Origin of the sequence: Marinomonas ostreistagni, from assembly GCF_016888445.1 — a bacterium.
In the GTDB taxonomy this organism is placed as follows: Bacteria; Pseudomonadota; Gammaproteobacteria; order Pseudomonadales; family Marinomonadaceae; genus Marinomonas; species Marinomonas ostreistagni.
In genome coordinates this window covers 71,361-93,121 of sequence record NZ_JAFEKF010000001.1, presented here as the reverse complement: position 1 = coordinate 93,121, position 21,761 = coordinate 71,361, and the positions used below count along the sequence as shown (strand labels likewise).

The following is a 21,761-nucleotide window of genomic DNA, read 5'->3' as shown; positions in this document are numbered from 1 at the left end:
ATAATCTTTGTCATTGGCGTTATGACAAGCTGGCTAACAGGTGTTAGTCGTCACTTATATTTACTCTCACATAACGGCGAAGCTTACTAGAACATGCAGCGTTATGCTTTTCTTTGCACGTATCGAAACCAGAGTTCCCTGCCCTTTTACGCCACATTAAACGAAAAAAGGCCCCGTTTGGGGCCTTCATTTGCAGCAATACATTAACTCGCTACTGAAAAGGTTACCGCCGGTGCATAATCAAAACTGACATGTGGTGTTGGCGCGACTTGCTGCCAGAGTGATTGGCTCAACGATTGCAATGGCTCCTCAGCGCCACCGGCAATCCATTTAGCAATGGCAGCGGCGACATTTGGAAATGCGACTTTTACTACCTTCGCCTGTTCCAACCAATTGGCGATGACTTCGGCATCTAATTGCTGGGCGCATTGCGCAAACCCTAAGCGCTCCAGCGCCACGACATTAGATAATTGCTCGACTTGGCCGTGCAGCGGCTTCACCAAGATACGACGCCCCATATGTAGCGCTTCTGAATTCAGCTCAAACCCAGCATTACACAACACCGACTTGCATTGGCGCAGATTAAGCTGAAACTGATCACGACTAAATGGATACACACGCACATTGCCATATTGACCAGGCTCGATGTCTTTACAGTGCATGCGAAACTGATAATTAGGAACCGCTTCTAACCACTCCAGCACATCTTCGCTGTTTTCAAACGGCAGATACACCAGCACTTGATCATCTTCGGCCTGTTCGCAGTCACTATGATGTTGAATAATTGGCGGCAATATTGGCTCGCCAAAATGATGCCAATGCACACCAACTGATTGGGTTACAGGTGTAAAACGTGACAAAATCCAAGCGCCAAAGGAATCCCCTTGATGTTTTGGAATATCGTAATTAAACGCGTATTGGTGACCCACACCTAAACAAGGCTTGCCCTGACGCTTGGCCGCCCATGCTGTTATCGGCTCAAAGTCGGTTAATACCAAATCGTAGTCACTAAGATCCAAGGCTTTAATGTCTTTCATCAAACGCAATAGCTGTGCCTGCTTGTAGGTCTCAAAGATATTGACGCGGCCATTTTTGGCGACAAAAGATAGCCCTTGAAAGGTGCGGTAATCGCCAAAGCAAGCCATATCAAAATACTCTTGCTCGGCTCGACCTGAGAACACGTAATCCACCTCAACGCCAAGCTTTTCAAACTCTACGCTCAGCGCACGAGCACGTGTGATGTGTCCATTTCCCGTGCCTTGCACGCCATATAAAATCTTCATACAACCACTCCAAACGCTAGGATCGCACACGCCGTGCCTAATAAGGCGCCCATAACGGTATCAGTCGGAAAGTGTACGCCCAAAAATATACGTGACATGCCCACCATTGTGGCCCAGCTGTATAAGCTCAAACTGATCTCTGGAAACCATTCACTTAAGCAGTAGGCCATAAAAAAGGCGCCAGAGGTGTGGCCGGATGGGAAAGAAAATTGATCGGAAGGGTGAATAAAGCTGGTAAAGTCATCCAAGATATCGGCGGGGCGATTACGCTTGAAGCTTTTCTTCAAAACAAAATACAACAGTCGTTCGACAATAAAACCGGTGGCGATGATCATTGCCCATTGGGTGTAATCTGCCCACCAAAGACCAAGGGCTACTAACACATACAAGGGTCCGTCTGCAGAATGCGACACCCCGCGGCTAACACGGGTTAGAAACTGGCGATTCTTCCTTGCCATCAGCCAGTAGAACGTTGATACATCGATATTATGAATACTGTTCAAAATGTTCATGAGCACCCTCATTCCCTTCTTTTATATATTCAAAATAGAAGCTAGGAGTGTCAGTTTCGTGGCAGTGTCGTGATGCTTTTATGACAGCACGCGCCTTGTCCTTAGACGCTTGTGTAAATCTATAGGCGGTTTAGCATTAAGCTGGGATTATTCGCCTTGCATAGCTGTCTTTGTCCATCTCAATGATTTCTACAGAGAGGCTGACTTGTTTAATCGAAAAACTGCATAAGGCGTCTAAAACTGACTGGGATAACTCATTTTTACGCTCCACAGAGCGCCCTGGTAGCATGCGAATCGTTACGTGTACAAAAGCGTCCTGTACGCCCCCCGTAATAAAGTGCTTACAAGCAAAGGCGCGCAGCTTAATGTCACTCGGTTGAAACAATTCGGTCGCTAAACAAGCTTGCTGCACCGCCTCGATCCAATCATGAGGAGGGACTTCTTGTTCTAGGTTATGACTATATTCGACGATGCAATGGGGCATGACGATCTCCTTTGTTGTAGTTATTTAGGCAACAGCAAGGCTTAATAGCCGCGCTTTGTATCGACCACATCCGGCAGTAAATTTAACAGGCGATAATTACGAATATTTTGCGCCACTATCTGACAGGCCGAATCGATATTGGTTTGCGCGGATATATGCGGTAATACAGTGATATTGGGATGGGTCCAAAACGGGTGTGACTTAGGCAAAGGTTCGATCGCAAACACATCTAGCACCGCGTGCTTAAGCTGACCTGTATTAAGAGCATACTGCAACGCTTCCTCATCGATCACATCACCTCTGGCGAAGTTAATAATGCAGGCACCGGGTTGCATCATTGCCAACGCTTCAAAGCCTAATAGTCCTCGTGTGTCCTTTGTTAAGGGCAGTAAACACACAACAATGTCACTGCTTTTAAGAACCGTCTCTAGCCCTTCATCACCGGTGTAGGTCGTCACTTGGTCGATGATTTTTTCGTTGCGACTCCAACCAATGACATTAAACCCAGTCGCCAGCAAGCGCTCAGCGCTGGCACGCCCCAGCTCGCCCAACCCCAGCACACCAATCGTTCGTGCTGAAGCAGGTACATATGGCAGTGGCTGCCAAGTAGCTTGGCGTTGCAACTTGGCGTATTCGAACATATCTCGGTGCAAATATAAGCTCCACGCCTGCACCGCTTCGGCCATGGCCTCTTGCAATTGTGGGTCCACTAAACGCACGATGCTAAAGCTCTGCTCGCTTAAATCATTGACCAGTCGCTCCACACCGGCCCATACACTGTGCACCCACACCAAATTTGGCAGTTGCTTTAGAGCTTGTGGATCAGGATTGGCTACAATCGCCACATCAGCTAATTGTCGTTCCCCTTCTGACAACTTGTCTAACGGTAAAATCGCCTCATCGGGTAGATACTTTGACAAGGTCTCCAACCAAACTCGCTCTTTTTCAGGGTTTTCTTGGGATACAAAAGGGATGGCAGCACGCACGCTAAAGCTCTCCATTTGGGTCATTGCAGCTAATATACCATGATTCTAAAGCTCAGGGCTCGCCCAGTACTGTTGGGGTAATTTTAAACCAGTTGCGTCTGCTTGCGACAGTAGTTGGTAAACCCCTGCGCTGAGATAGGCCGACTAAAATAAAAACCTTGATAGGTATAACATCCCATGGCGTTCAATCGTTCAAAATGCGCCAATGTTTCCACACCTTCAGCCAGCACATTTAAATGTAGTGCATGGCCCATCGCAATAACCGCTCTGACAATCGTCTCACTGTTATTGTCGGCACTTAACTCACGAATAAAAGACTGATCAATCTTTAAACGGTCAATCGGCAGATCCTTAAGGTAGCGCAAAGAAGAGTAGCCAGTGCCAAAATCGTCAACCGATAAGCTCACGCCGAGACGACGAATTTGGGTCATTTTGCTGATCGCCATATCTATATTTGACATCAGCATGTTTTCGGTAATTTCAAGATCCAATAAGGTTGCTGGCAATCCCGTTTTAGCCAGTGCTGATTCGACATCGTGCACCAAATCCTGCTGCGAAAACTGTACTGGGCTGACATTGATGGAAATACGCCAGCTGTCTTGCCAAAGACCTGCTTGGGACCACTGCATAACTTGTTGCATGGCTTGATACATAACCCAATTACTGATCTCACTAATCAAACCAATATCCTCAGCCACTGGGATAAATTCTACAGGGGAAACCGCTCCCAACTCTTGTGAATGCCAGCGTAATAAAGCTTCTGCTCCGATCAGGTGACCGAACGAGTCCAATTGCGGTTGGTAATAGACCTCAAACTCCTGCTGTTCAAGCGCACGATGCAAAGCACGCTCGATACGCAGACGTGCATCAGACATACGCTGCATATCTTGCTGAAAAAAGACAAACGTATTTCTGCCCATCGCTTTAGCTTGATAAAGCGCCGTATCGGCTTGGCGCAATACTTCGTCAGGGGATTCAGCCTGTCGATCAAAAAAAGAAATTCCTAAACTTGCTGTCACATGTAGCTCATGACCAGCAACCTCTTTGACTTTGGAACATTCGTATAACACTCGCTGTATAAAGTTGGCGATGGCGACATTATGCTCTTCAGCCTTACCACGCACCTGCTCCCATAAAAATACAAATTCATCTCCGCCAATGCGAGCAAAGGTCGTGTTGGGAGGTACTAGGGGCAATAAATCGTCCACTAACTTAACCAGTAGTTGATCGCCAATATTGTGTCCAAGGGCATCATTGATGGTTTTGAAGCGATCAAGGTCGAGAAGAATCAACGCGCCAGAGGTAGCGCCATCCAACCTAGCAATGGTCTTTTGCAGTTGCTCAGTAACAAGCGTACGGTTGGGTAAATGCGTCAATGAGTCATAAAAAGACAAGCGATTGATGCGATTCTGCGCTTCTTTACGCTCTGATAGATCACGTATAAGCAGAACCGTTTCCACTTGATCATGAACCGAATACTTGGTGGTGCGAATTTCAACGGGCACTCGCTGCTGCGCGCCCTCAAAGCTGGTCTCTAAGGTCATTACTTTATCTAACGCTAGAGTCTGCAAGTTCTGTTCAAATACTTGCCAAAAATCAGGATGATTCAGCGCGGTAATATGCTGCCCTTTTAGCGCCTGAGCACTTCTGTTTAACAGCACTTCCACCGCTTCGTTGGCAACCATAATAGTGAGTTCGCTATTCAGTACTAAAATGCCGTCTGCAGCGTGCTTAATCATAGCTTTGGCGTGTTGATGGCTGTGATCTAGATCCTCTAACGCGCCATTCATACGCCGCCACATCTGACTAAATTCAGCTTGTAAATGGCCTAATTCATCATGACTGTGCCAGCGGCTAAAAACGTTTGGCATTTGTACGTTTTGGGTCTCATCCACCTTAGATATTGCTTGTGTGAGCTGCTTCACTGGACGTGTTATCAACACATAAAATAGCAGCGACAAGAGACAAGCCAAAAGCACATCTTTGACTAAGTTTTGAATCAACAGCTGGCCATTTTGTCGCAATATTTGCATTGCTAGGTAGGACTCATCAAGCTCGAGTACCACAAACCCCAATGCGGCATCTCGGCCTGGAAATGCTAACTGACGGGAAACACTTAACTCACTGGGCAAGAGCTCACTCACCCAATCTTCATCTATTTTGGCGAGCTCAGTGGCGGCTTTTGCTTGCGCAAAAAATGTTTGGTTTTCATCAAGGATAAGCACACGTTCAATCGCAGGATGGTAAAGTAAACTGCTCGCCTGTTGTTGCGCCGAGGCTTGATCGTAACGAAATAACGCCTGCGCTAACGGCTGCTCAACCAGTGTCAGAACTTGATTGAATTCCGCGCGAATGCGTTGTGGTTCATGGCCTAATGTGTCATAAGCTTTAAGCCCACTCAGCGCAAGGCTTAACACTAAAGCTAGCCCTATGGTCGCCAATGCTTGCTTTAAGAAAAGCGACTTATTCCATGCTGTCGTCATCAAGATACGTTATAACCTTAGCCCTAGTGAACACTGGAGTCCCTGTTGTGATATAACCTTGACTATACATAGAACCCCTACTCGTTGAAAGGTTTTATCTATCCCTCACTAATACACCTTTACATGACTTAATTTTGACACTTCTCTGACTAACGCTTTGCCAATGCCGGTGAGGATGGGCAAGATTGCGAAGCACGTCCTAGTTTTAAGGTGACACATAAAACAAAGGTCAAAATAAGCAGTGAGCCCAGCACGACCCCAGGCCAACGCCCAGCTTGCCAGAAAGGATCTAAGTAAAAGCCTCCTAAACTGGCGCCCAAATAATAAAATACTAAGTAGAGTGAAGACGCACTGGCCTTGGCTTGCTTGGCCTGCTTACTGACATAACCACTGGCGGTGGAATGGCAAAGGAAGAAGCCAAAGCAATTCACTAATAAGCCCAAAATGATGGCCCAAAGGGAGCTATGAAGCGTAATCACAGTACCCAGCATCAACGTCAGTGTGCCTAAGGTCATGATCCGAGGCTGAGGCAAAATGGTTGCCAGACGTCCAGAGAAGGCCGAGCCGATGGTGCCACTTAAATAGGTCAGAAATAGTAAACTGACATATTTAGCCGACAGCGAAAATGGCTCATCTTCTAATACAAAGGTAATGTAACTGTATTGGTTGATGAAAATAAAAAAGTTAAAACCGCCGATTACATAGCAAAGTAGCAAAATACGATTACTTAAATGTAGTTTGACATTGGATGCGATCGAGCTCACGCGAAAGCGCTTCGGCTCAAAGTGCCGCGAGGCAGGTAGCAACAGTGCAAAGATCGCCACACACACGACACTAATCAGCGCCATCGCCAAAAACGCCGCAGAAGGTCCTTGCCATTCGCCCACAAAGCCGCCGATCAAACGACCGCCAATACCACCTAAAGTATTGCCACTGATGTATAACCCGACTGCCACGGCCAAAGCATGTGGCGTATATTCATCCCCTAAATAAGCAACCGCAATGGCAGGCAACCCAGCCAAGAAAAAGCCCTGTAATGCTCTGAGCGTTAATAACCAATGATAGTCCTGTACCCAAGATAGCGCTGCCGTGGTCAATGTAACGCCCACCAATGTTAGCAGCATGATTTTTTTGCGCCCTAGGGCATCGGATAAAGGGCCATAAAATAACAACGAAATCCCTAGTGTCAGGGTAGTAATGGTGAAACTACTGGCCGCTTGCAGCTCACTGATAGCAAACTGCTCGGCAATCATAGGTAATAATGGCTGGGTCACATAGACATTTGCAAACACCATAAACGAGCCAATGATTAGCGCTAATGTGCCGCGCCAAAATGCCCAACCGCCTGTTTCAATCACACTAACCACCTAGTTTGTCGTCGTAAAAAGAGACTTTCACTATACGCCAGCCTAAACTATCAATAAAATATATATAAATTATTATATGGATAATAAAAATTGATAGAAATTAAACCTTTAAAATATTTCCTGTGCGTGGCCGACCACCTGAGCTTCACGCGCGCCTCACAGCAGCTGCACATAGCTCAACCCGCCATCAGTATGGCGATCAAAAAACTGGAGCAAGAGTTTGGTGTCGCCCTATTTCATCGCTATGAACGTAAGATAAGTCTGACCGATGAAGGCAAAGTACTCCAAGCCCACGCACGCCGACTGATGACCGTTGCCGACGAAACACAAACAGCCATGAATGAATTACATGACTTAAGCTCAGGTGAAGTAAGAGTAGGTATTCCAAGCATGCTAGGCTCTTATTATTTCCCACCGATTTTAATGGCGTTTAAACATCGCTACCCACGTTTATCGCTACAGGTAATTGAAGGTGGCACTTGGAAACTGCAACAAATGCTCGAAGCTGGTGAGATTGATTTAAGCGTCATTGTCGCCGAAAACCCAGTCGATCATTTAGGCAGCCATGCCCTACTTAAAGAGCAAATGATGGTCACCATCAACCAAGATCACCCTTTTGCCAAACAATCGAGCGTGACCCCCGAGCAGTTTTTCCAACAAGAATTAGTCATGTTTAAAGAAGGCTACTTTCACCGAAAAGTCATTGATCGGTTAGCTAAACAGCAGCACTTAATACCCAATATTGGCTTTGAAACAAACCTCATCCCACTTATTAAGTCCATTGTAAAACAAGGCTTTGGTGTTTCCACTTTGCTAAACATGGTGATTGATGACAGTGATGGACTGGTCACACGGCCGTTTTCTGAGCCTATATGGCTTGACCTGAATATTGCTTGGCGCAAAGACAGTTACTTATCAAAAGCGAACCAAACCTTTCTCAACTTTTTAATTGCCCAAGAGCAACTAAAATAAATTAACTTTAGTAAATAAAGTGCGCACAATTATTGCATTAAGGAACTTGTAACATTGATGTGCGATAACCTTCATGGAATAAAAGGTGTATCGCTGCACCATCTGTGTTTCTATGATTTAGACACGTCTTAAATTGCCTAAGGAAGCCGAATGCAATTATCACTTCAAACAAAAATCACCCTGCAAAGTATTATCGCGACACTGATTGTCGCAGTGACGATCGGCTGGTTGGCTTTTGCCAAGTTCAATGAGTCGAATCACAACAGCATCAACTCTGAATCCGCCTCGCAAGCCTCTGCTGTAAGCATTTATCTGTCGAACTGGTACAGCGACCGCGAAGCCACCATGAAAACGGTACGACGCCACCTTGAAACTGTGCTGACCGAGGAGGGCGAAAATGAAGCCGATATTTTGGCCGTCTTGCAGCAAGCTCAAGCGAGTCTGGGCTTTGGCATGACGTTTCTAGGTCTTGAGAATGGCCATATGTACCGCCATGATCCAAGCCTAAACAGCGCTGACTACGACCCTCGCGTGCGCTCTTGGTATACCAACGTCAAAGCATCACAGCAAGAATACGTGACCAACCCTTACATTTCCGCCTCCACGCAAAAGCTTTCTATGACGTTTGTCGAGCCTATTTATGTGCAAGGTGAATTCGTCGGTGCCATCGGTGGCTTGGTCTTTTTAGACGACTTACTAAACCGTATATTAGAGCTAGATGTGCTCGGTAACGGTGAGATTATTTTGCTTGATCAAGAGGGACTTTTACTGGCCCACCAAGACAAATCTTTGATTCAGAAAAACATCACAGAGCTGGACTATGGCCTTTCTGAAACCGTGATTGAGCAAGGATTGGAGTCGAAAGAATTCCAAGAAATCTCAGTTGCGGGCACGCCCAAATACGCCTATTTTTCAGAGCTTGGTCGCACCAACTGGCGCCTTGGCCTGATTATGGATAAAGAGGTGCTGCAGGCGCCGATTAATAACTTTGCCACATTTGCTAGTATTTCTGTGCTAGTGCTACTTTTAGTGGCCTCTTTAATTATTTTTAAAGTCTCGCAACTACTGCTTAAAGACCTTAAAACGGTGACCACCCGTCTACAAGACATAGCCCACGGCGAAGGGGATTTAACCGCTCGCATCAGTGTTCACTCTAAAGATGAAGTGGCACAACTGGTGACAGCCTTCAATCAATTTGTCGAGCGTTTACAAGGCACCATCAACAACATCAAAAATATCGGCGGCAAGCTTTCTGAACAAGCACAATCGATGAATGCCACCACAACCCACAATACTGACCGCCTACAATCACAGCAAAGCAGCATCACTATGGTCGCTACCGCCGTGCATGAAATGGCGCAAGCCACACAAGAAATTGCTGACAATGCCCTAGAAACGGCGAAAAATGCCGACAATGCCGTATCGTCTAGTGAGTCTGGACAAGCGCAAATTGATGCCAGCCAAAACAGCATTCAACGCTTGGCCGATGAAGTGAGTAGCGTCTCAGAAGTGATCAGCAAAGTGAGCCAAGATGCAGACAACATTAACTCTATTTTGAACACCATCTCCGAGATTGCCGAGCAAACCAACCTACTCGCCCTAAACGCGGCAATTGAAGCGGCACGTGCCGGTGAACAAGGCCGAGGCTTTGCGGTAGTGGCGGATGAAGTGCGGGTGTTGAGTCAACGAACGTACAGTTCGATTGAAGAAATCCAAAGCATGATTGAAAACCTGCAATCTAGCAGCAGTAACGCCGTCAGCCAAATCCAACGCAGTCATCAACAAGCCAACCAGAGTGTTGAAGACATTAGCGTGGCGCGTAATAACTTTGATGACATCAAACAGTTAATCACTAACATCAGTGATCGCTCAACGCAAATTGCCAGTGCAACCGAAGAGCAAACCAGCGTCACCAAAGGCATCAGTGATAACACCACGGAAGTCGATAATGGCGCGCGCGAAATGGTCAGCTTTGCACAGGAAAATTCCGCTATCGCCACGCAACTTGAACAGCTTACGCATGAACTACGTGACAACATTCACCACTTTAAGAGTTAATTAAACTAAGCCAACATTAAAAAGCCCCGCCTGAGAACACACTCAAGCGGGGCTTTTTTATCTAAGGTTACATGGGCAGTGGTGCCACACCAATCAAAAACTCATGTAAGAACAACACAAATACAGCATAGGCAGCCAACGCAACGATGATGGCAAGCGCATCAAACTTAAAATTTGGCGCGCTAAATTCTAAGCCTTGGGCGCGAGCTCGACGACGAGAAATAGCGTAATTACAAATCGCCCATGCTAAAAATGCACCAAAAAGAACCACATCGGCACTGGTACCATTACTGATCAGGTGAGCAAAAGCCCATAGCTTAATCCCCAGCGCCATAGGATAACTCACCCATGATTTCAGCTTGCTATAAGGCATCGCTGCCGCGGCCACAAACACAAATGCCAGCAACACCAACAGCGCCGCTAAATGGCGTGTCCATACAGGAGGAAACCATAACCACTCAGCGCTATAACGCGCGTAGCCATAGCCCATAATGATTGTAAGTAGACCAATGATGGCTACCGCCGCATGCAGCAACTGCCAGTTCTTCTTACCTAATTGCTCGATCATAGATTCACGCCACTCGTTGGCAAATAAACGCAACGAATGAATCCCGATAAACAACAGCAAGCCCACCAATAACAACGCCATATTTTCTCCAGTTTGTAAGGGTTATTTTGACTGCGCCCTATTAAAGCACAGCAAGACAAGATGGTGCATAAAGATCACTTTTTGTAAGCAATTAACACTGATAAATAGCAATTATGCAGGGGCATTCCCGATACTGATAAATACCGTTATATATTTCGCATTCTTTGCGTTTTCTCGACAGCAAAACCACACAACAATCGCCAAGAATCATTATGATTAGAGGTAATCTAAAAGGTGTAATTTTGCTACAATCCACGCCTTTATTAACTCTATACTATCTGTTGAAGCTTAAAAAACTTTATGCAAATTAATACTTTAAAGAATCGAGCAATTCCGGTTTTAGCCTCTATGGTGCTCAGCTTAGCCGCTCACGCCGCGCCCTCTGACGAGCCTAATAGCGCCGCTAAAAATTTAGCACAATCAAGCCCACAACAAGATGGTTCAGAGAACCAAGGTTATCGCTTTACCAAAAACACCGTGACGGAACTCGCCCGTCAGTTGGCGCAGCAACCTATGCAGGCACCTAGCAAAGCGCCAGCCGCGCTCAACGAACTTGACTACTCTACCTACCGTCAAATTAACTTTCAGCAAAACCAAGCTGTTTGGGGTAATACCCAAACGCAATTCTCGATTCAACTGTTTGCACCAGGCTTTTTGTACCAAGATTTGGTCGAAATTGATGCCGTAGAAAATGGCCAAGCTTTTCCAATCCAAGCAAATGAAGATTCCTTTCACACACCTACCGAAGAAATCGATAAGCTGATTACCCAAGTGGGCAAATTTGCTGGGCTACGCTTACATTATCCCATTAATAAGTCCGACTATAGAGATGAGTTTATCGTGTTTCAGGGAGCCAGCTATTTCCGCGCGGTTTCCAAGGGCCAAACCTATGGCGCCTCAGCACGTGGCCTGGCCGTGGATGTAGCGCAGCCTAAGGGCGAAGAATTCCCAATGTTCCGCCATTTTTGGATAGAGCGCCCTTCTGCTAGCCAGCAAGCCATTGTAGTTCATGCCTTGCTTGACAGTAAGAGCGTCACTGGCGCCTACCGCTTTGGCATTTATCCTGGCAGTCCAACACGTATCGATGTAGACGCCACACTATTCCCTCGCCGTGATATTGAGCATATTGGCTTAGCGCCTCTGACCTCTATGTACATGTTTAATGGTGCACTCAACCACTCACGTACCGAAGACTACCGTCAAGCCGTACATGATTCGGAAGGTTTACAAATTCACACCGGACGCGGCGAAATGCTTTGGCGTCCGTTACGTAACCCAGAAACCCTACAAATTAGCGCTTTCATGGACCAGTCACCGCAAGGTTTTGGTTTGATCCAACGTCATCGTGAGTTTGATGATTATGAAGACCTAGAAGCGAGTTACCAAACGCGTCCTTCTATGTGGGTTCAACCTTTAAATGACTGGGGCGCAGGCCACATTGAGCTGGTTGAAATCCCATCCAATTCAGAAGGCAACGACAATATTGTCGCTTACTGGCAGCCCAAAGAAGGGGTCAAAAAAGGCCAGCCCTTTGAGTACTCTTATCGCCTAACGCTGCCCAATGACACCCCTGCGCTAGCTGGCAAGCCGCACGTGGTTCGCAGCGCTAAGGGCAATAAGCTTAATAATGATCAACCCGAAGTTGTCATCGACTTCAATAACATCGATGTCGCAGACCCAAGCAACATCCAAGTAGAAGCCAGTATTAGCGAAGGGGAGATCCTAGAGTCTCACGTGACCGCCAATCCATACGCTAATGGCGTACGTGCTTATGTCACCTTCAATCCAAATGATGCGGACTCAGCGGAGCTACGCGTACAACTTAAACTGGATGACCGACCACTCGCCTCAACTTGGCTATATCGCTGGTTAAATGAATGATGGAATCGACTCATATGAACAGTAAACATTATGCGCTTCCCCAAGAAGCGCACCTTACGATGCCACGACACGAGGTCAATGAGCGTCGTCAAAAGGCTAAAAAGCAGAATCAGCGTTTCTTCTTAACCACACTGCTGTCACGACTATTCGTTCTATTCGGTACCTTAGGACTGGCAGGCTATGGTGCGAAAGAAATGTACGAGGTGCTGAGCACCAACCAAATCACCTATCTGCAGTGGTTATTTTTAGGGCTGTTTTGCATTAACTTCACCTGGATTTCATTCGCCTTTACTCAAGCGACACTAGGGCTGATTGTTAAGATGTCGCCCATTCACTTCAAACGCAAAGAAGTTGACGCGCAAGGTGTGACAGCCATCTTGCTGCCAGTCTACAACGAAGATCCGGTCCGAATTCGTGCCAGCATTCAAGCGATGCATCAAGACTTGCTCGACAAAGCACCCGGCAAGTTCGCCTTTTTTATTCTAAGTGATACTAATCGCGCAGAAGAAAGCATTAAGGAAAAGCAAACCTTCTATCCACTGCTTAATCAAGATGAATCAGGCTGCCCTATTTACTACCGCCGCCGCCTCAACAATGCTGAACGTAAAGCGGGGAACGTCGCGGATTGGGTCACGCGCTTCGGTAACGATTACGAGTGCATGATTGTGTTAGACGCCGACAGCTTAATGAGCGCTGAATGCTTACTGTCAATGTCTCGCCGTATGGCCGCCGAGCCAAGCCTTGGTTTAATCCAAACCTTGCCGACTATTATTCGAGCAGACACGCTTTACAGCCGCATCCAGCAATTTGCCAACCAATGTTTTGGGCCTATCTATGCCGCTGGCCTCACTACTTGGCATGGTAACGCATCAAACTTTTGGGGCCACAACGCTATCATTCGTACCAAAGCCTTTGCAGAATCTTGTGGTTTGCCGATTCTGCCAGGCAAAGCCCCGTTTGGTGGTCATGTAATGAGCCATGACTTCATTGAAGCGGCGCTGTTAAGACGTGCTGGCTGGGGCGTACGCTTTGACACGGACCTGCAAGCCTCTTATGAAGAGGCGCCACCATCGTTGATTGATGTGATGGTACGCGATCGCCGCTGGTGTCAGGGTAACTTGCAGCACAAAGCCTTTGTCAAAGCCAAAGGGTTACACTTTGCCACGCGTATGCACCTGATGACGGGCATTTTTTCTTACTTTAGTGCTGTATTTTGGTTTGCCCTCATCGCGGTCGGTTTTGCCTTGGCTGTTCAGGCGCACTTTGTCAGACCAGAATATTTTAACAACCTATCGCTGTTCCCAAATTGGCCGGTGTTTGACTTCGAAAAAGCCCGCTCACTGTTTGTGCTGTCGATGGCATTAGTCCTGGCACCGAAAATTTATGGCTGGCTCAATGCCATGTTGCATTGGCGCCAATGCCTAAGATTTGGCGGCCCCATCATGCTAACCTTAGATACCTTGTTGGAGATCTTGGTCTCGGCTCTTTATGCTCCGATTCTAATGTTTTCTCAGTTCTTGGTGGTGATGGACGTCCTTAAAGGTCGCGATAGTGGTTGGAAACCTCAGTCCCGTGACGATGGTGCCAACGCATGGTCAGAGACCGCACGTGCGCATGTTTATCATACGTTATTTGGTATCTTGATGGCTGTGAGCGCTTACTTCTTAGGCCCACAGCTGTTTCTTTGGTCTCTGCCTATTACCTTCGGTTTGATCTTCTCGATTCCGCTGTCTTGGTTAAGCGGTGGCGCTAAGCGTGGCAACTTGTTCTCTAAGCTTGGCTTACTTAAAGGCCCTGAAGAGCGTAAACCTGCCAAAATTTGCCAAATTCTAGAACAGCAAATCGATCAACTTGAGCAACATACTCGTGCCATTGTTGACAGTGACGCACCCGCTTTAAAAGCCTACGTGGACGACGTCGAATTCTACCAGTGGCATTTGGCACAACTACCCCTTGAGGAGAGCAAAGAGTTAGATCGAGATAAAGTCTGTGCCGCATGGCAGATCGAGCACAGTCAAAACATCGATGAGCTTTTGGCCAGCCTTAATGAAAAAGAGCGCTTGGCTATTATTAAGCACCGCTCACTGTTTCAGCAGCTGAGTAAGTTCTTATCTATGCCAGACAATCAAGTCTACTCGTAGCCTCTTTCATCCCTTTTTTAAAGCCGTTAATTGATTTGAAATTAACGGCTTTTTTTGTGCCCATGAATCGTGCATAGACACTTAACCATACGCAAGACCTTGTCTTTGAATCGCATTTTCATGACATAGATTAATAAAATTTGCTTATAAATTGCTTGCCCGCTCCAAAAATTGATCTAGATTAATTTTTTTTATTTTCAGAAGCGTATGGTGGACCCATCTAAGATATGTCCAGTAGGAGACTCGCAATGAAAACTGTAGCTAAATTCGCCCTAGTATCTGCTGCGCTTGTCAGCGCACCACTTGCCCTAGCACACGAAGCAGGTGATGCTTTTATCCGTGGCGGTGTGATCAATGTTATGCCAAGTGTTGATGACAACACAGGTGCTGGCCTAGACCTTGATGTTAAAAACAACCTACAACTTGGTTTAACTGCTACATACATGTACACAGACAACATCGGTACTGAGCTGTTGCTGGCGACTCCGTTTACACACGATATTACAGCAGGTGGTACAAACGTAGGCGAAACCTCTCACCTACCACCATCACTGATGGTGCAATACTACTTCGGTAACTCAGAAAGCCAATTCCGCCCGTACGTAGGTGCAGGTGTGAACTACACCGTTTTCTTTGAAGAAAAGCTTACTGTTGATCTAAATAACGATGGTCGTAATGATGACCTAAAACTTGATGACTCTTTTGGCTTTGCCGCACAAGCTGGTGTGGATTACAAAGTGGATGAGAATCTATTCTTGAACGCTTCGGTTTGGTACATGGATATCAATACAGATGTAGAAGTTAATGGCGCATCTACAGGCGATCTAGATATCGACCCAATCGGCTTTATGGCAGCGATCGGTTACACTTTCTAATACCCTCTATTATGTACTCCGCTCAAGCCCCATTGGTACGCCAATGGGGCTTTTTTTGGTCTTCAAAAAAGCGTCAAGATTGCCCTTATATGCGTCCCAAATCGTGAGCTTGTTGCACAGATGCAGGCTAAACAGCACAGCAAAAAAGAAGACCTTAGTTTTACGCTTTACTCCCCATCACAATCGGATGAAACTGAATCTCGTAAACATTTGATTGTCACAAGGAGTAGTTAAAATGAAAAAATTAATGCCTGTACTAGCCAGCACTGCTGCCCTAACTGCCTTTGCCTCTGTTGCTCACGCGGACGATATGAGCATGCACGACAGCGGTCTATACATCGGTGGTAACTATGGTTACCTAAAGGTTGATGGTGATGACGGTGATAATGACTTCGACGACGATAACGACGTTTGGCAAGGTCTAGTGGGTTACCGCTTTAACGAGTATTTCGCCATCGAAGGTGGTTACACGGATTTTGGTAGCTACGGCAGCGGTCTAGCACGTGCTGAGACAGACGGTTACAGTGCTGCGGTAAAAGGTATCCTACCGTTGACTGAAAGCATTGAATTCTTCGCCAAAGCCGGTCAGCTTTGGTACGAGACAGACTACTCTGTAGCTGGCTTTAGCGGCGACTCTGACGACGAAGCCTTGTTTGCAGGTGCTGGCTTGAACTTTAAGCTATCAGAGCAACTACTATTGAACGCACAATACACTTGGTACGACACGTCTCTAGATGCTGATGCAGCGTCTGAAGACATCGATGACACTGAATTTGATTCTAAATTCAACCAAGCCAGTGTGGGTGTCGAGTACCGCTTCTAAACCAAGCTTATCTCCTAACACTAAAAAGCCTGCTTGATCCAAGCAGGCTTTTTTTATGTGATGTACTTACTTAACTTACTGCAGCGGTCTTATTGTACTTGCTCAACGATCGCATCGACGCGCTCAGGATTTAGTGAGATTCGCTCACGCAAAGCCTCATAAGCCTCCTTAAACTCCACAAGGTTATTCGCCTCACCCACCTGAATGACTCCGACCATACCCATGACCAAGTGTGGTGGACAATGGTACAGGGTTACGCCCTGCTCAGTTAACTCAACGGTATAAGGCTGATTTAGCTTAGATTGCCAAGCCTCTTGGCCTTCTGGCACGTGATCAGACTGACTATAGTGACCAGGCTGTGTCGGTACAAAGGTCACCGTGTCACCTACCTCGGCATGAATGTAAGCCGGTTCAAATACCATCGGGCCTTGCTCGCCAAAGTTAAGCATCTCAACCTGCCAGTCTTTCGCCATAGCTGAGGTAGAAATAGCGCTGGCAACCACACAAGCCCCAGCGAAAATACGAGTAAACATAGACATACAAAATTCGTCCAATACCAAATTATTGTGCCTTGTATCAAAGGCACCTACAAACAGATCTGCCGTCCTTTAAAAGCACGGCAGGCATTATTCACGTGATGCTCACTAAGACACGTCGTCCCGAATAAAGTTTAACCCTTTAAACCGGTTATCGAACACAGCCCCACAAAAAAGGCCCCACTGCCAGGCAGTAGGGCCTTTGAAGATAGACTTGGAAAATTTTAGCGTAGCATGACGTCCAGTTCGTCAACGATCACCGCCCAGTCAGCATCTTCATCTTTCATTTGTTTCAAAGTGCGGGCTTGAGATTCTGTCCACATAGGAGCTTCCCATAGCGCCATGCTGCTAGGAATGGGGTCAGCTGACACCACAAAACGCTCGATCCCCTGCTCGGAACTGTCTAACCCAAGCTGTTCAAATAACGTGCTCATTGAGTGTACTTGTGTGTCCATAATACTCTCCTTAAAGGATTAAAATCACAATTAAAAGCGAGACTCTTTTAGCTTAGAGTAAGCCCCTATTTCTTGCCAGCCGACTAGCCCTTAGCCAGAGTGTTGACCGCTTCATCTACTGGAATATCCCCGTCTGTCAATTCCACAATCTCACGCTTAACTTCTGGTGTATCAATCAGCGTGGACAACACTTTGGCTACATTACCACGCTTAACTGGACCGTAAGGCAATGCCTTGGCTAGACTGACAGCACCATCACCTTCCTCATCTTGCAATGTACCAGGACGTAAAATCACCCAATCTACATCACTTTGTACGACGGCTGCGTCGGTATTCTTTTTCACCTGCATGTAGTGCTCAAAGCCATCACCAAGGCCTTTGGTTCGGCCTGCTTCGGGAATAGCTGAAACTAAGTAAAAGCGGTCAATACCCTGCTGCTTCATCGCTTCTATCAATTTTAGCGGTCCATCCCCGTCCACTGCATCGGTTACTTCTTTGCCTGCGCCGGACGCACCAGCAGAAAAGACAACAGTATCATGACCTTCAAGTGCTTCTGTGAGCTCCGCAACAGACATTTTTGCTATATCGCCATCAACACGTTCGACTTGATTTTGAGCGTACCAATCAGCATGTTTTTGATCACGACACAGTCCTGTAACTTTATGGCCCGATGCGACCAACATTGGACTTAGACGTTTCCCTACTCCACCTGTCGCGCCGACGATAAATACGTTTGACATGAACTGCTCCTTAATCACTTGAATGAATTCCATTTCATTAAAACAGGTTCTGAAGCCATGCTTGCGCAAAAAAAACTAAAACAATATGAAGAACGCCCGCCCAAAAAAAAGCCAAGCGAACATCGCTTGGCTTTGATTGGTATGCCGTGTAATTGTTTAAAGTCTAAATTTGGAGACCACATCTTCGAGCTGATGGGCCTGCACAGAAATATCATCACTGGCTTGCGAGTTGAGTCGGACCGCTTCACTGGTATCTGTGGTAATCTCACGGATCACTTCAACATTTCGACTGATTTCATTGGCTGCAATAGATTGCTGGCCAATGGCGGATGCCACCGAATGCGCCATGTCGGCAATTTCGTCTACTTCACGGGTAATATTAGTCAATACATCACCGATCATAGACGCTTCGTCACGGCTGGTTAGCCCTTCTTCACTGCACTCTTGCATAATCTGCACAATGCTCTTGGAGCGATTTTGCAGCGACTCAATAATATCAGACACTTCTACGGTCGCATCATGGGTACGACTGGCCAGTGCCCGTACTTCATCAGCCACTACGGCAAAACCGCGGCCCTGTTCGCCCGCTCGCGCTGCTTCTATGGCAGCATTGAGCGCCAACAAATTGGTTTGCTCAGCAATTTCTTGGATCACACTTAAAACGGAGCCAATGCTTTGACTTTCTTTTGCTAACTGGTCTGCCGTCGACATAGAACTCTGTAAGCGCTGCGACAACCCATTTACCCGCTCAATCGCCGAACTGACTTTGGCTTGGCCTTCACTGGCACTGCTTTGCGCGGTTTGAGTCTTGCCTACCGCCGCTTCCATGTTTTGCGAGATGTCTTCGATGGTACCGACCATTTCGGTCACCGAGGTAGCGACCATATCGGTTTCATCGCGTTGACGCTCAGCATCATTGGCCGTGCGTGCAGCCGTCTGTGATAAGTTGTCGGTTTGCTGATTCATGTTAATGACCGTGTCATTCACTGAACGTACCACCGCTTGAAAACCTGTCAGCATTTGATTGATGCTGCGCGATACATCCCCGATTTCATCCTTGCCATCGTAAGCCACACGCATACTCAAGTCGTGGGTTTGATCGATTTTGACCATGGCCTTGTGAATCAACGCCAACGGGCGATTGATTGAGGCAGCAATGCGCCAAGCAATGACAACCGACAACACTACCACGGCGATAAACAGCGTCGTCAGAATCCACTCCATACGCTTTAACAGTGTATTAGTTTGGGTTTCCATAGCTTGCGCCATGGCTGTCAGGCGCGTTTCTGTCTTGTGGATGGTAGTACGCATCTCACCCAAAATACCTTGCTCACTGTCCAAACCGATGCGCTGCTGCTGCATCACAAACGCAGCAAAGCGTTGCTGATATCTATCCGCTAGCGCGAGCAGATTAGTACGCTCGGTTGCTGAGATATCTGATGCGCTATCAATGCCTTGCTTTAATTCAGCCAAGGTAGTGTTGAAGCGTTGTGGATATTTCATGTCCAAGCGCAGCATAAAATCTTTCTCATGACGACGCAGCTGCAGCATTAAGACTAACAGCGCGTCCTTATCTAAGCGCTCAAGTGAGCTTTCGATGTCATGCACTGCGCTACGTAATTGACCTTCTAGCCCTTCATTTTGAGTGAGTCCCATGGCTTGCTTGGCACTCACTAATTGTGAGAAGTCTTGGCGGTAGTCAGCAAACAGAGCCCCTAAACCTGCAAAACTCTGCGTATTCATGCCATTTTTATCAAACAATTCATCCAGCTGTTGTTGTTGGCTGATGATACGCTCTGCTACTTGATTAAAGCGCTGCACGTATTTCATATCTTGACGTGCTAAAAAGTCTTTTTCATGTCGACGTAACAACAACATTTCAACTTCTTGCTGCTGAGCACGCTCTTTGCCATCAATAAGATCTTTTAGCTTTTCTTCAGCTAAGAAAAAAGCGACCACAAGAACCAACATGGAAACCACGACCACACTGGTGTTTAAAAAAAGTTTTTGCTTGATTTGCACGAGACTACCTATTTGAGAAAAAACCATTTCTCTGATATTGCGATATACAGACGAAGAGCTTGCCTTAAGCTTGCAACAGCTCCTTAGCGCCTCAACGTTATTACGGTTTGGTGACAGTTTTGTTACAGAGAAATTGGAAATAATAAGGACTGCTTATTGAGCTCTGCTCCTACGGTAAATATACGTGAGCCGTTTCATCGTACAAGGATGCGCAGAAGGTTTGGCGCATTTGTGATGCCTTGCGCGCAAATAGAAAGCATTTTTGTGAAATAATTGCGTATTTAAACCGACATCCCTCTAGTCACTTAAACCATAATTTATGACTATTGGCTAAAAGGATGTATGAAAAGCCTCTTGTGTCAAAAACTAATCACCATAATTCTTAGTAGCTATGCTTTGCGCGCGATAAATTAATATAAAATTTTGGTTAATTTAATCCTATTCATAAGGGGTATTTATGAAACCGCTTTATTCTGTTGGAGTTGCTCTCTTTGCAGCACTTAGTTGCACAGTACACGCTGATGACTACAACTATTCCATCTCCGGCACCTTGGATAACGATAGCTTTGTCGGGGAAGACACAGGCTACACCAATGGTGTGAGTTTAGCGCTTTACGAATACGGCGGTCTCAACCCTAATAATCCAGACGAAGCCACACCTGAAGAAACCTTTTGGGTGACGCCGCTAATGTGGTCGATGCCTCGAAGCAATCATGGCGGTGCCATTAATGCCTACAGCATTGGGCAGTCGATGTTCACCCCTGATGACATTACGGTTGAAAACCCAGATCCTGATGATGTGCCTTACTCGGCAGCGCTTACCTTTACCAATACCTATATTACGGTTGGTGGCAATCAAGCGGATGCAGTTCACACCACAGTCGGTATTGTCGGCCCAGCCGCTTTAGGCGAACAGTCGCAAAAAACTGTACACAAGATTATGGGCGCCGACGATCCTAAGGGTTGGGATTACCAGCTGCATAATGAGCCAGTGTTTCAGGTGGGTCGTGGCAGAGTGTGGCGCCAATGGGCGACCAATGCCGATGACTTTGATGTGCTAACCACAGCCTATGCTTCTGCTGGTACGCTTCGTAGTTCAGTCAACTCGAGTGTGATGGTGCGTTATGGTCGAGACTTAGAGAACTCTTATCCTAGCTTATTACTAATGAGCACTCGTACCAGTAACCCGATTGCGGTCGAAAAAGAGTGGTATGTGTATGCCGAGCTTAAAGGTGAGTACGTCTTCAACCAGATCTTCACCGATGGTAACACCTTCCGCAACAGCCGCTCTATGTCTGACTACGAAAGAGATTTTGTCGGCCTTAATTTAGGCGCCAGCTACTCTTGGGGCGGTGGCTCGATCACGTTTGCTATCAATCATTCAGACTTAATGCCACATCATTCTGAGCAATACCAAAACCGCACACAATACGGCACCTTAACGCTTGCTTTTGATATCTAATCTAAGCAAGTAAGGCGTTCCCCAATATTTAG

At 46.6% G+C, this 21,761-nt stretch carries 18 protein-coding genes; 7 read left to right on the top strand and 11 right to left on the bottom strand.

What is annotated here, in order from left to right:
- Positions 1-203: 203 nt before the first annotated feature.
- From JQX58_RS00365 to JQX58_RS00340, 6 genes are all read right to left on the bottom strand, one after another.
- Positions 204-1,283 (bottom strand): MJ1255/VC2487 family glycosyltransferase, encoded by a 1,080-nt coding sequence (locus tag JQX58_RS00365; RefSeq protein ID WP_204144853.1) that lies wholly within the window; start codon positions 1,281-1,283, stop codon positions 204-206.
- Positions 1,280-1,795, bottom strand: coding sequence for a phosphatase PAP2 family protein (locus tag JQX58_RS00360; protein WP_204144852.1), 516 nt, complete (start codon positions 1,793-1,795; stop codon positions 1,280-1,282). Before JQX58_RS00360 ends, JQX58_RS00365 begins: the two co-directional genes overlap by 4 nt.
- 136 nt (positions 1,796-1,931) lie before the next feature.
- Positions 1,932-2,279, bottom strand: coding sequence for a 5-carboxymethyl-2-hydroxymuconate Delta-isomerase (locus JQX58_RS00355; RefSeq protein WP_204144851.1), 348 nt, complete (start codon positions 2,277-2,279; stop codon positions 1,932-1,934).
- A 41-nt stretch (positions 2,280-2,320) separates the two neighbouring features.
- Positions 2,321-3,289 (bottom strand): 2-hydroxyacid dehydrogenase, encoded by a 969-nt coding sequence (locus tag JQX58_RS00350; protein WP_239090104.1) that lies wholly within the window; start codon positions 3,287-3,289, stop codon positions 2,321-2,323.
- Positions 3,290-3,348: 59 nt separating this feature from the next.
- Positions 3,349-5,748 carry a putative bifunctional diguanylate cyclase/phosphodiesterase gene (locus JQX58_RS00345; protein WP_204144850.1) on the bottom strand — a complete coding sequence of 800 codons (2,400 nt, stop codon included), beginning with the start codon at positions 5,746-5,748 and terminating at the stop codon, positions 3,349-3,351.
- Between the two features lie 149 nt (positions 5,749-5,897).
- Complete coding sequence (locus JQX58_RS00340) at positions 5,898-7,106, bottom strand: MFS transporter (protein ID WP_204144849.1); 1,209 nt, start codon at positions 7,104-7,106, stop codon at positions 5,898-5,900.
- 102 nt (positions 7,107-7,208) lie between these two features.
- Here JQX58_RS00340 and JQX58_RS00335 point away from each other — a divergent pair, with 102 nt between their 5' ends.
- Positions 7,209-8,087 carry a LysR substrate-binding domain-containing protein gene (locus tag JQX58_RS00335; protein WP_204145793.1) on the top strand — a complete coding sequence of 293 codons (879 nt, stop codon included), beginning with the start codon at positions 7,209-7,211 and terminating at the stop codon, positions 8,085-8,087.
- A gap of 150 nt (positions 8,088-8,237) precedes the next feature.
- Complete coding sequence (locus JQX58_RS00330) at positions 8,238-10,145, top strand: methyl-accepting chemotaxis protein (RefSeq protein ID WP_204144848.1); 1,908 nt, start codon at positions 8,238-8,240, stop codon at positions 10,143-10,145.
- A 67-nt stretch (positions 10,146-10,212) separates the two neighbouring features.
- Here the strand turns inward: JQX58_RS00330 and JQX58_RS00325 are convergent, their stop codons facing one another.
- Positions 10,213-10,794 carry an NnrU family protein gene (locus tag JQX58_RS00325; RefSeq protein ID WP_204144847.1) on the bottom strand — a complete coding sequence of 194 codons (582 nt, stop codon included), beginning with the start codon at positions 10,792-10,794 and terminating at the stop codon, positions 10,213-10,215.
- Positions 10,795-11,094: 300 nt separating this feature from the next.
- On the opposite strand from JQX58_RS00325, the gene JQX58_RS00320 reads away from it, so the two are divergent.
- The 4 genes from JQX58_RS00320 to JQX58_RS00305 all read left to right on the top strand — a co-directional run bounded on the left by JQX58_RS00320 (position 11,095) and on the right by JQX58_RS00305 (position 16,514).
- The gene (locus JQX58_RS00320; RefSeq protein ID WP_204144846.1) at positions 11,095-12,675 is read left to right on the top strand and encodes a glucan biosynthesis protein G; all 1,581 of its coding nucleotides are present in this window, start codon (positions 11,095-11,097) and stop codon (positions 12,673-12,675) included.
- A 14-nt stretch (positions 12,676-12,689) separates the two neighbouring features.
- Positions 12,690-14,816, top strand: coding sequence for a glucans biosynthesis glucosyltransferase MdoH (mdoH, locus tag JQX58_RS00315; protein WP_239090102.1), 2,127 nt, complete (start codon positions 12,690-12,692; stop codon positions 14,814-14,816).
- A gap of 248 nt (positions 14,817-15,064) precedes the next feature.
- The gene (locus JQX58_RS00310; RefSeq protein WP_204144844.1) at positions 15,065-15,691 is read left to right on the top strand and encodes an OmpW/AlkL family protein; all 627 of its coding nucleotides are present in this window, start codon (positions 15,065-15,067) and stop codon (positions 15,689-15,691) included.
- A gap of 235 nt (positions 15,692-15,926) precedes the next feature.
- Entirely contained in the window at positions 15,927-16,514 is a 588-nt protein-coding gene (locus tag JQX58_RS00305) for a porin family protein (protein WP_204144843.1), read from the top strand.
- Positions 16,515-16,603: 89 nt separating this feature from the next.
- Here JQX58_RS00305 and JQX58_RS00300 read toward each other — a convergent pair whose 3' ends face one another.
- From JQX58_RS00300 to JQX58_RS15500, 4 genes are all read right to left on the bottom strand, one after another.
- A complete protein-coding gene (locus JQX58_RS00300) occupies positions 16,604-17,053 on the bottom strand; it encodes a pseudoazurin (protein WP_239090101.1) in 450 nt (149 codons plus the stop codon).
- A gap of 221 nt (positions 17,054-17,274) precedes the next feature.
- Positions 17,275-17,505, bottom strand: coding sequence for a DUF2789 domain-containing protein (locus JQX58_RS00295; RefSeq protein WP_204144842.1), 231 nt, complete (start codon positions 17,503-17,505; stop codon positions 17,275-17,277).
- Positions 17,506-17,588: 83 nt separating this feature from the next.
- Positions 17,589-18,245, bottom strand: a complete 657-nt coding sequence (locus JQX58_RS00290) for an NAD(P)H-binding protein (RefSeq protein ID WP_204144841.1) — start codon at positions 18,243-18,245, stop codon at positions 17,589-17,591.
- A gap of 156 nt (positions 18,246-18,401) precedes the next feature.
- Entirely contained in the window at positions 18,402-20,267 is a 1,866-nt protein-coding gene (locus JQX58_RS15500) for a methyl-accepting chemotaxis protein (protein WP_204144840.1), read from the bottom strand.
- Positions 20,268-20,724: 457 nt separating this feature from the next.
- On the opposite strand from JQX58_RS15500, the gene JQX58_RS00280 reads away from it, so the two are divergent.
- Complete coding sequence (locus JQX58_RS00280) at positions 20,725-21,729, top strand: lipid A deacylase LpxR family protein (protein WP_204144839.1); 1,005 nt, start codon at positions 20,725-20,727, stop codon at positions 21,727-21,729.
- Positions 21,730-21,761: the final 32 nt, after the last annotated feature.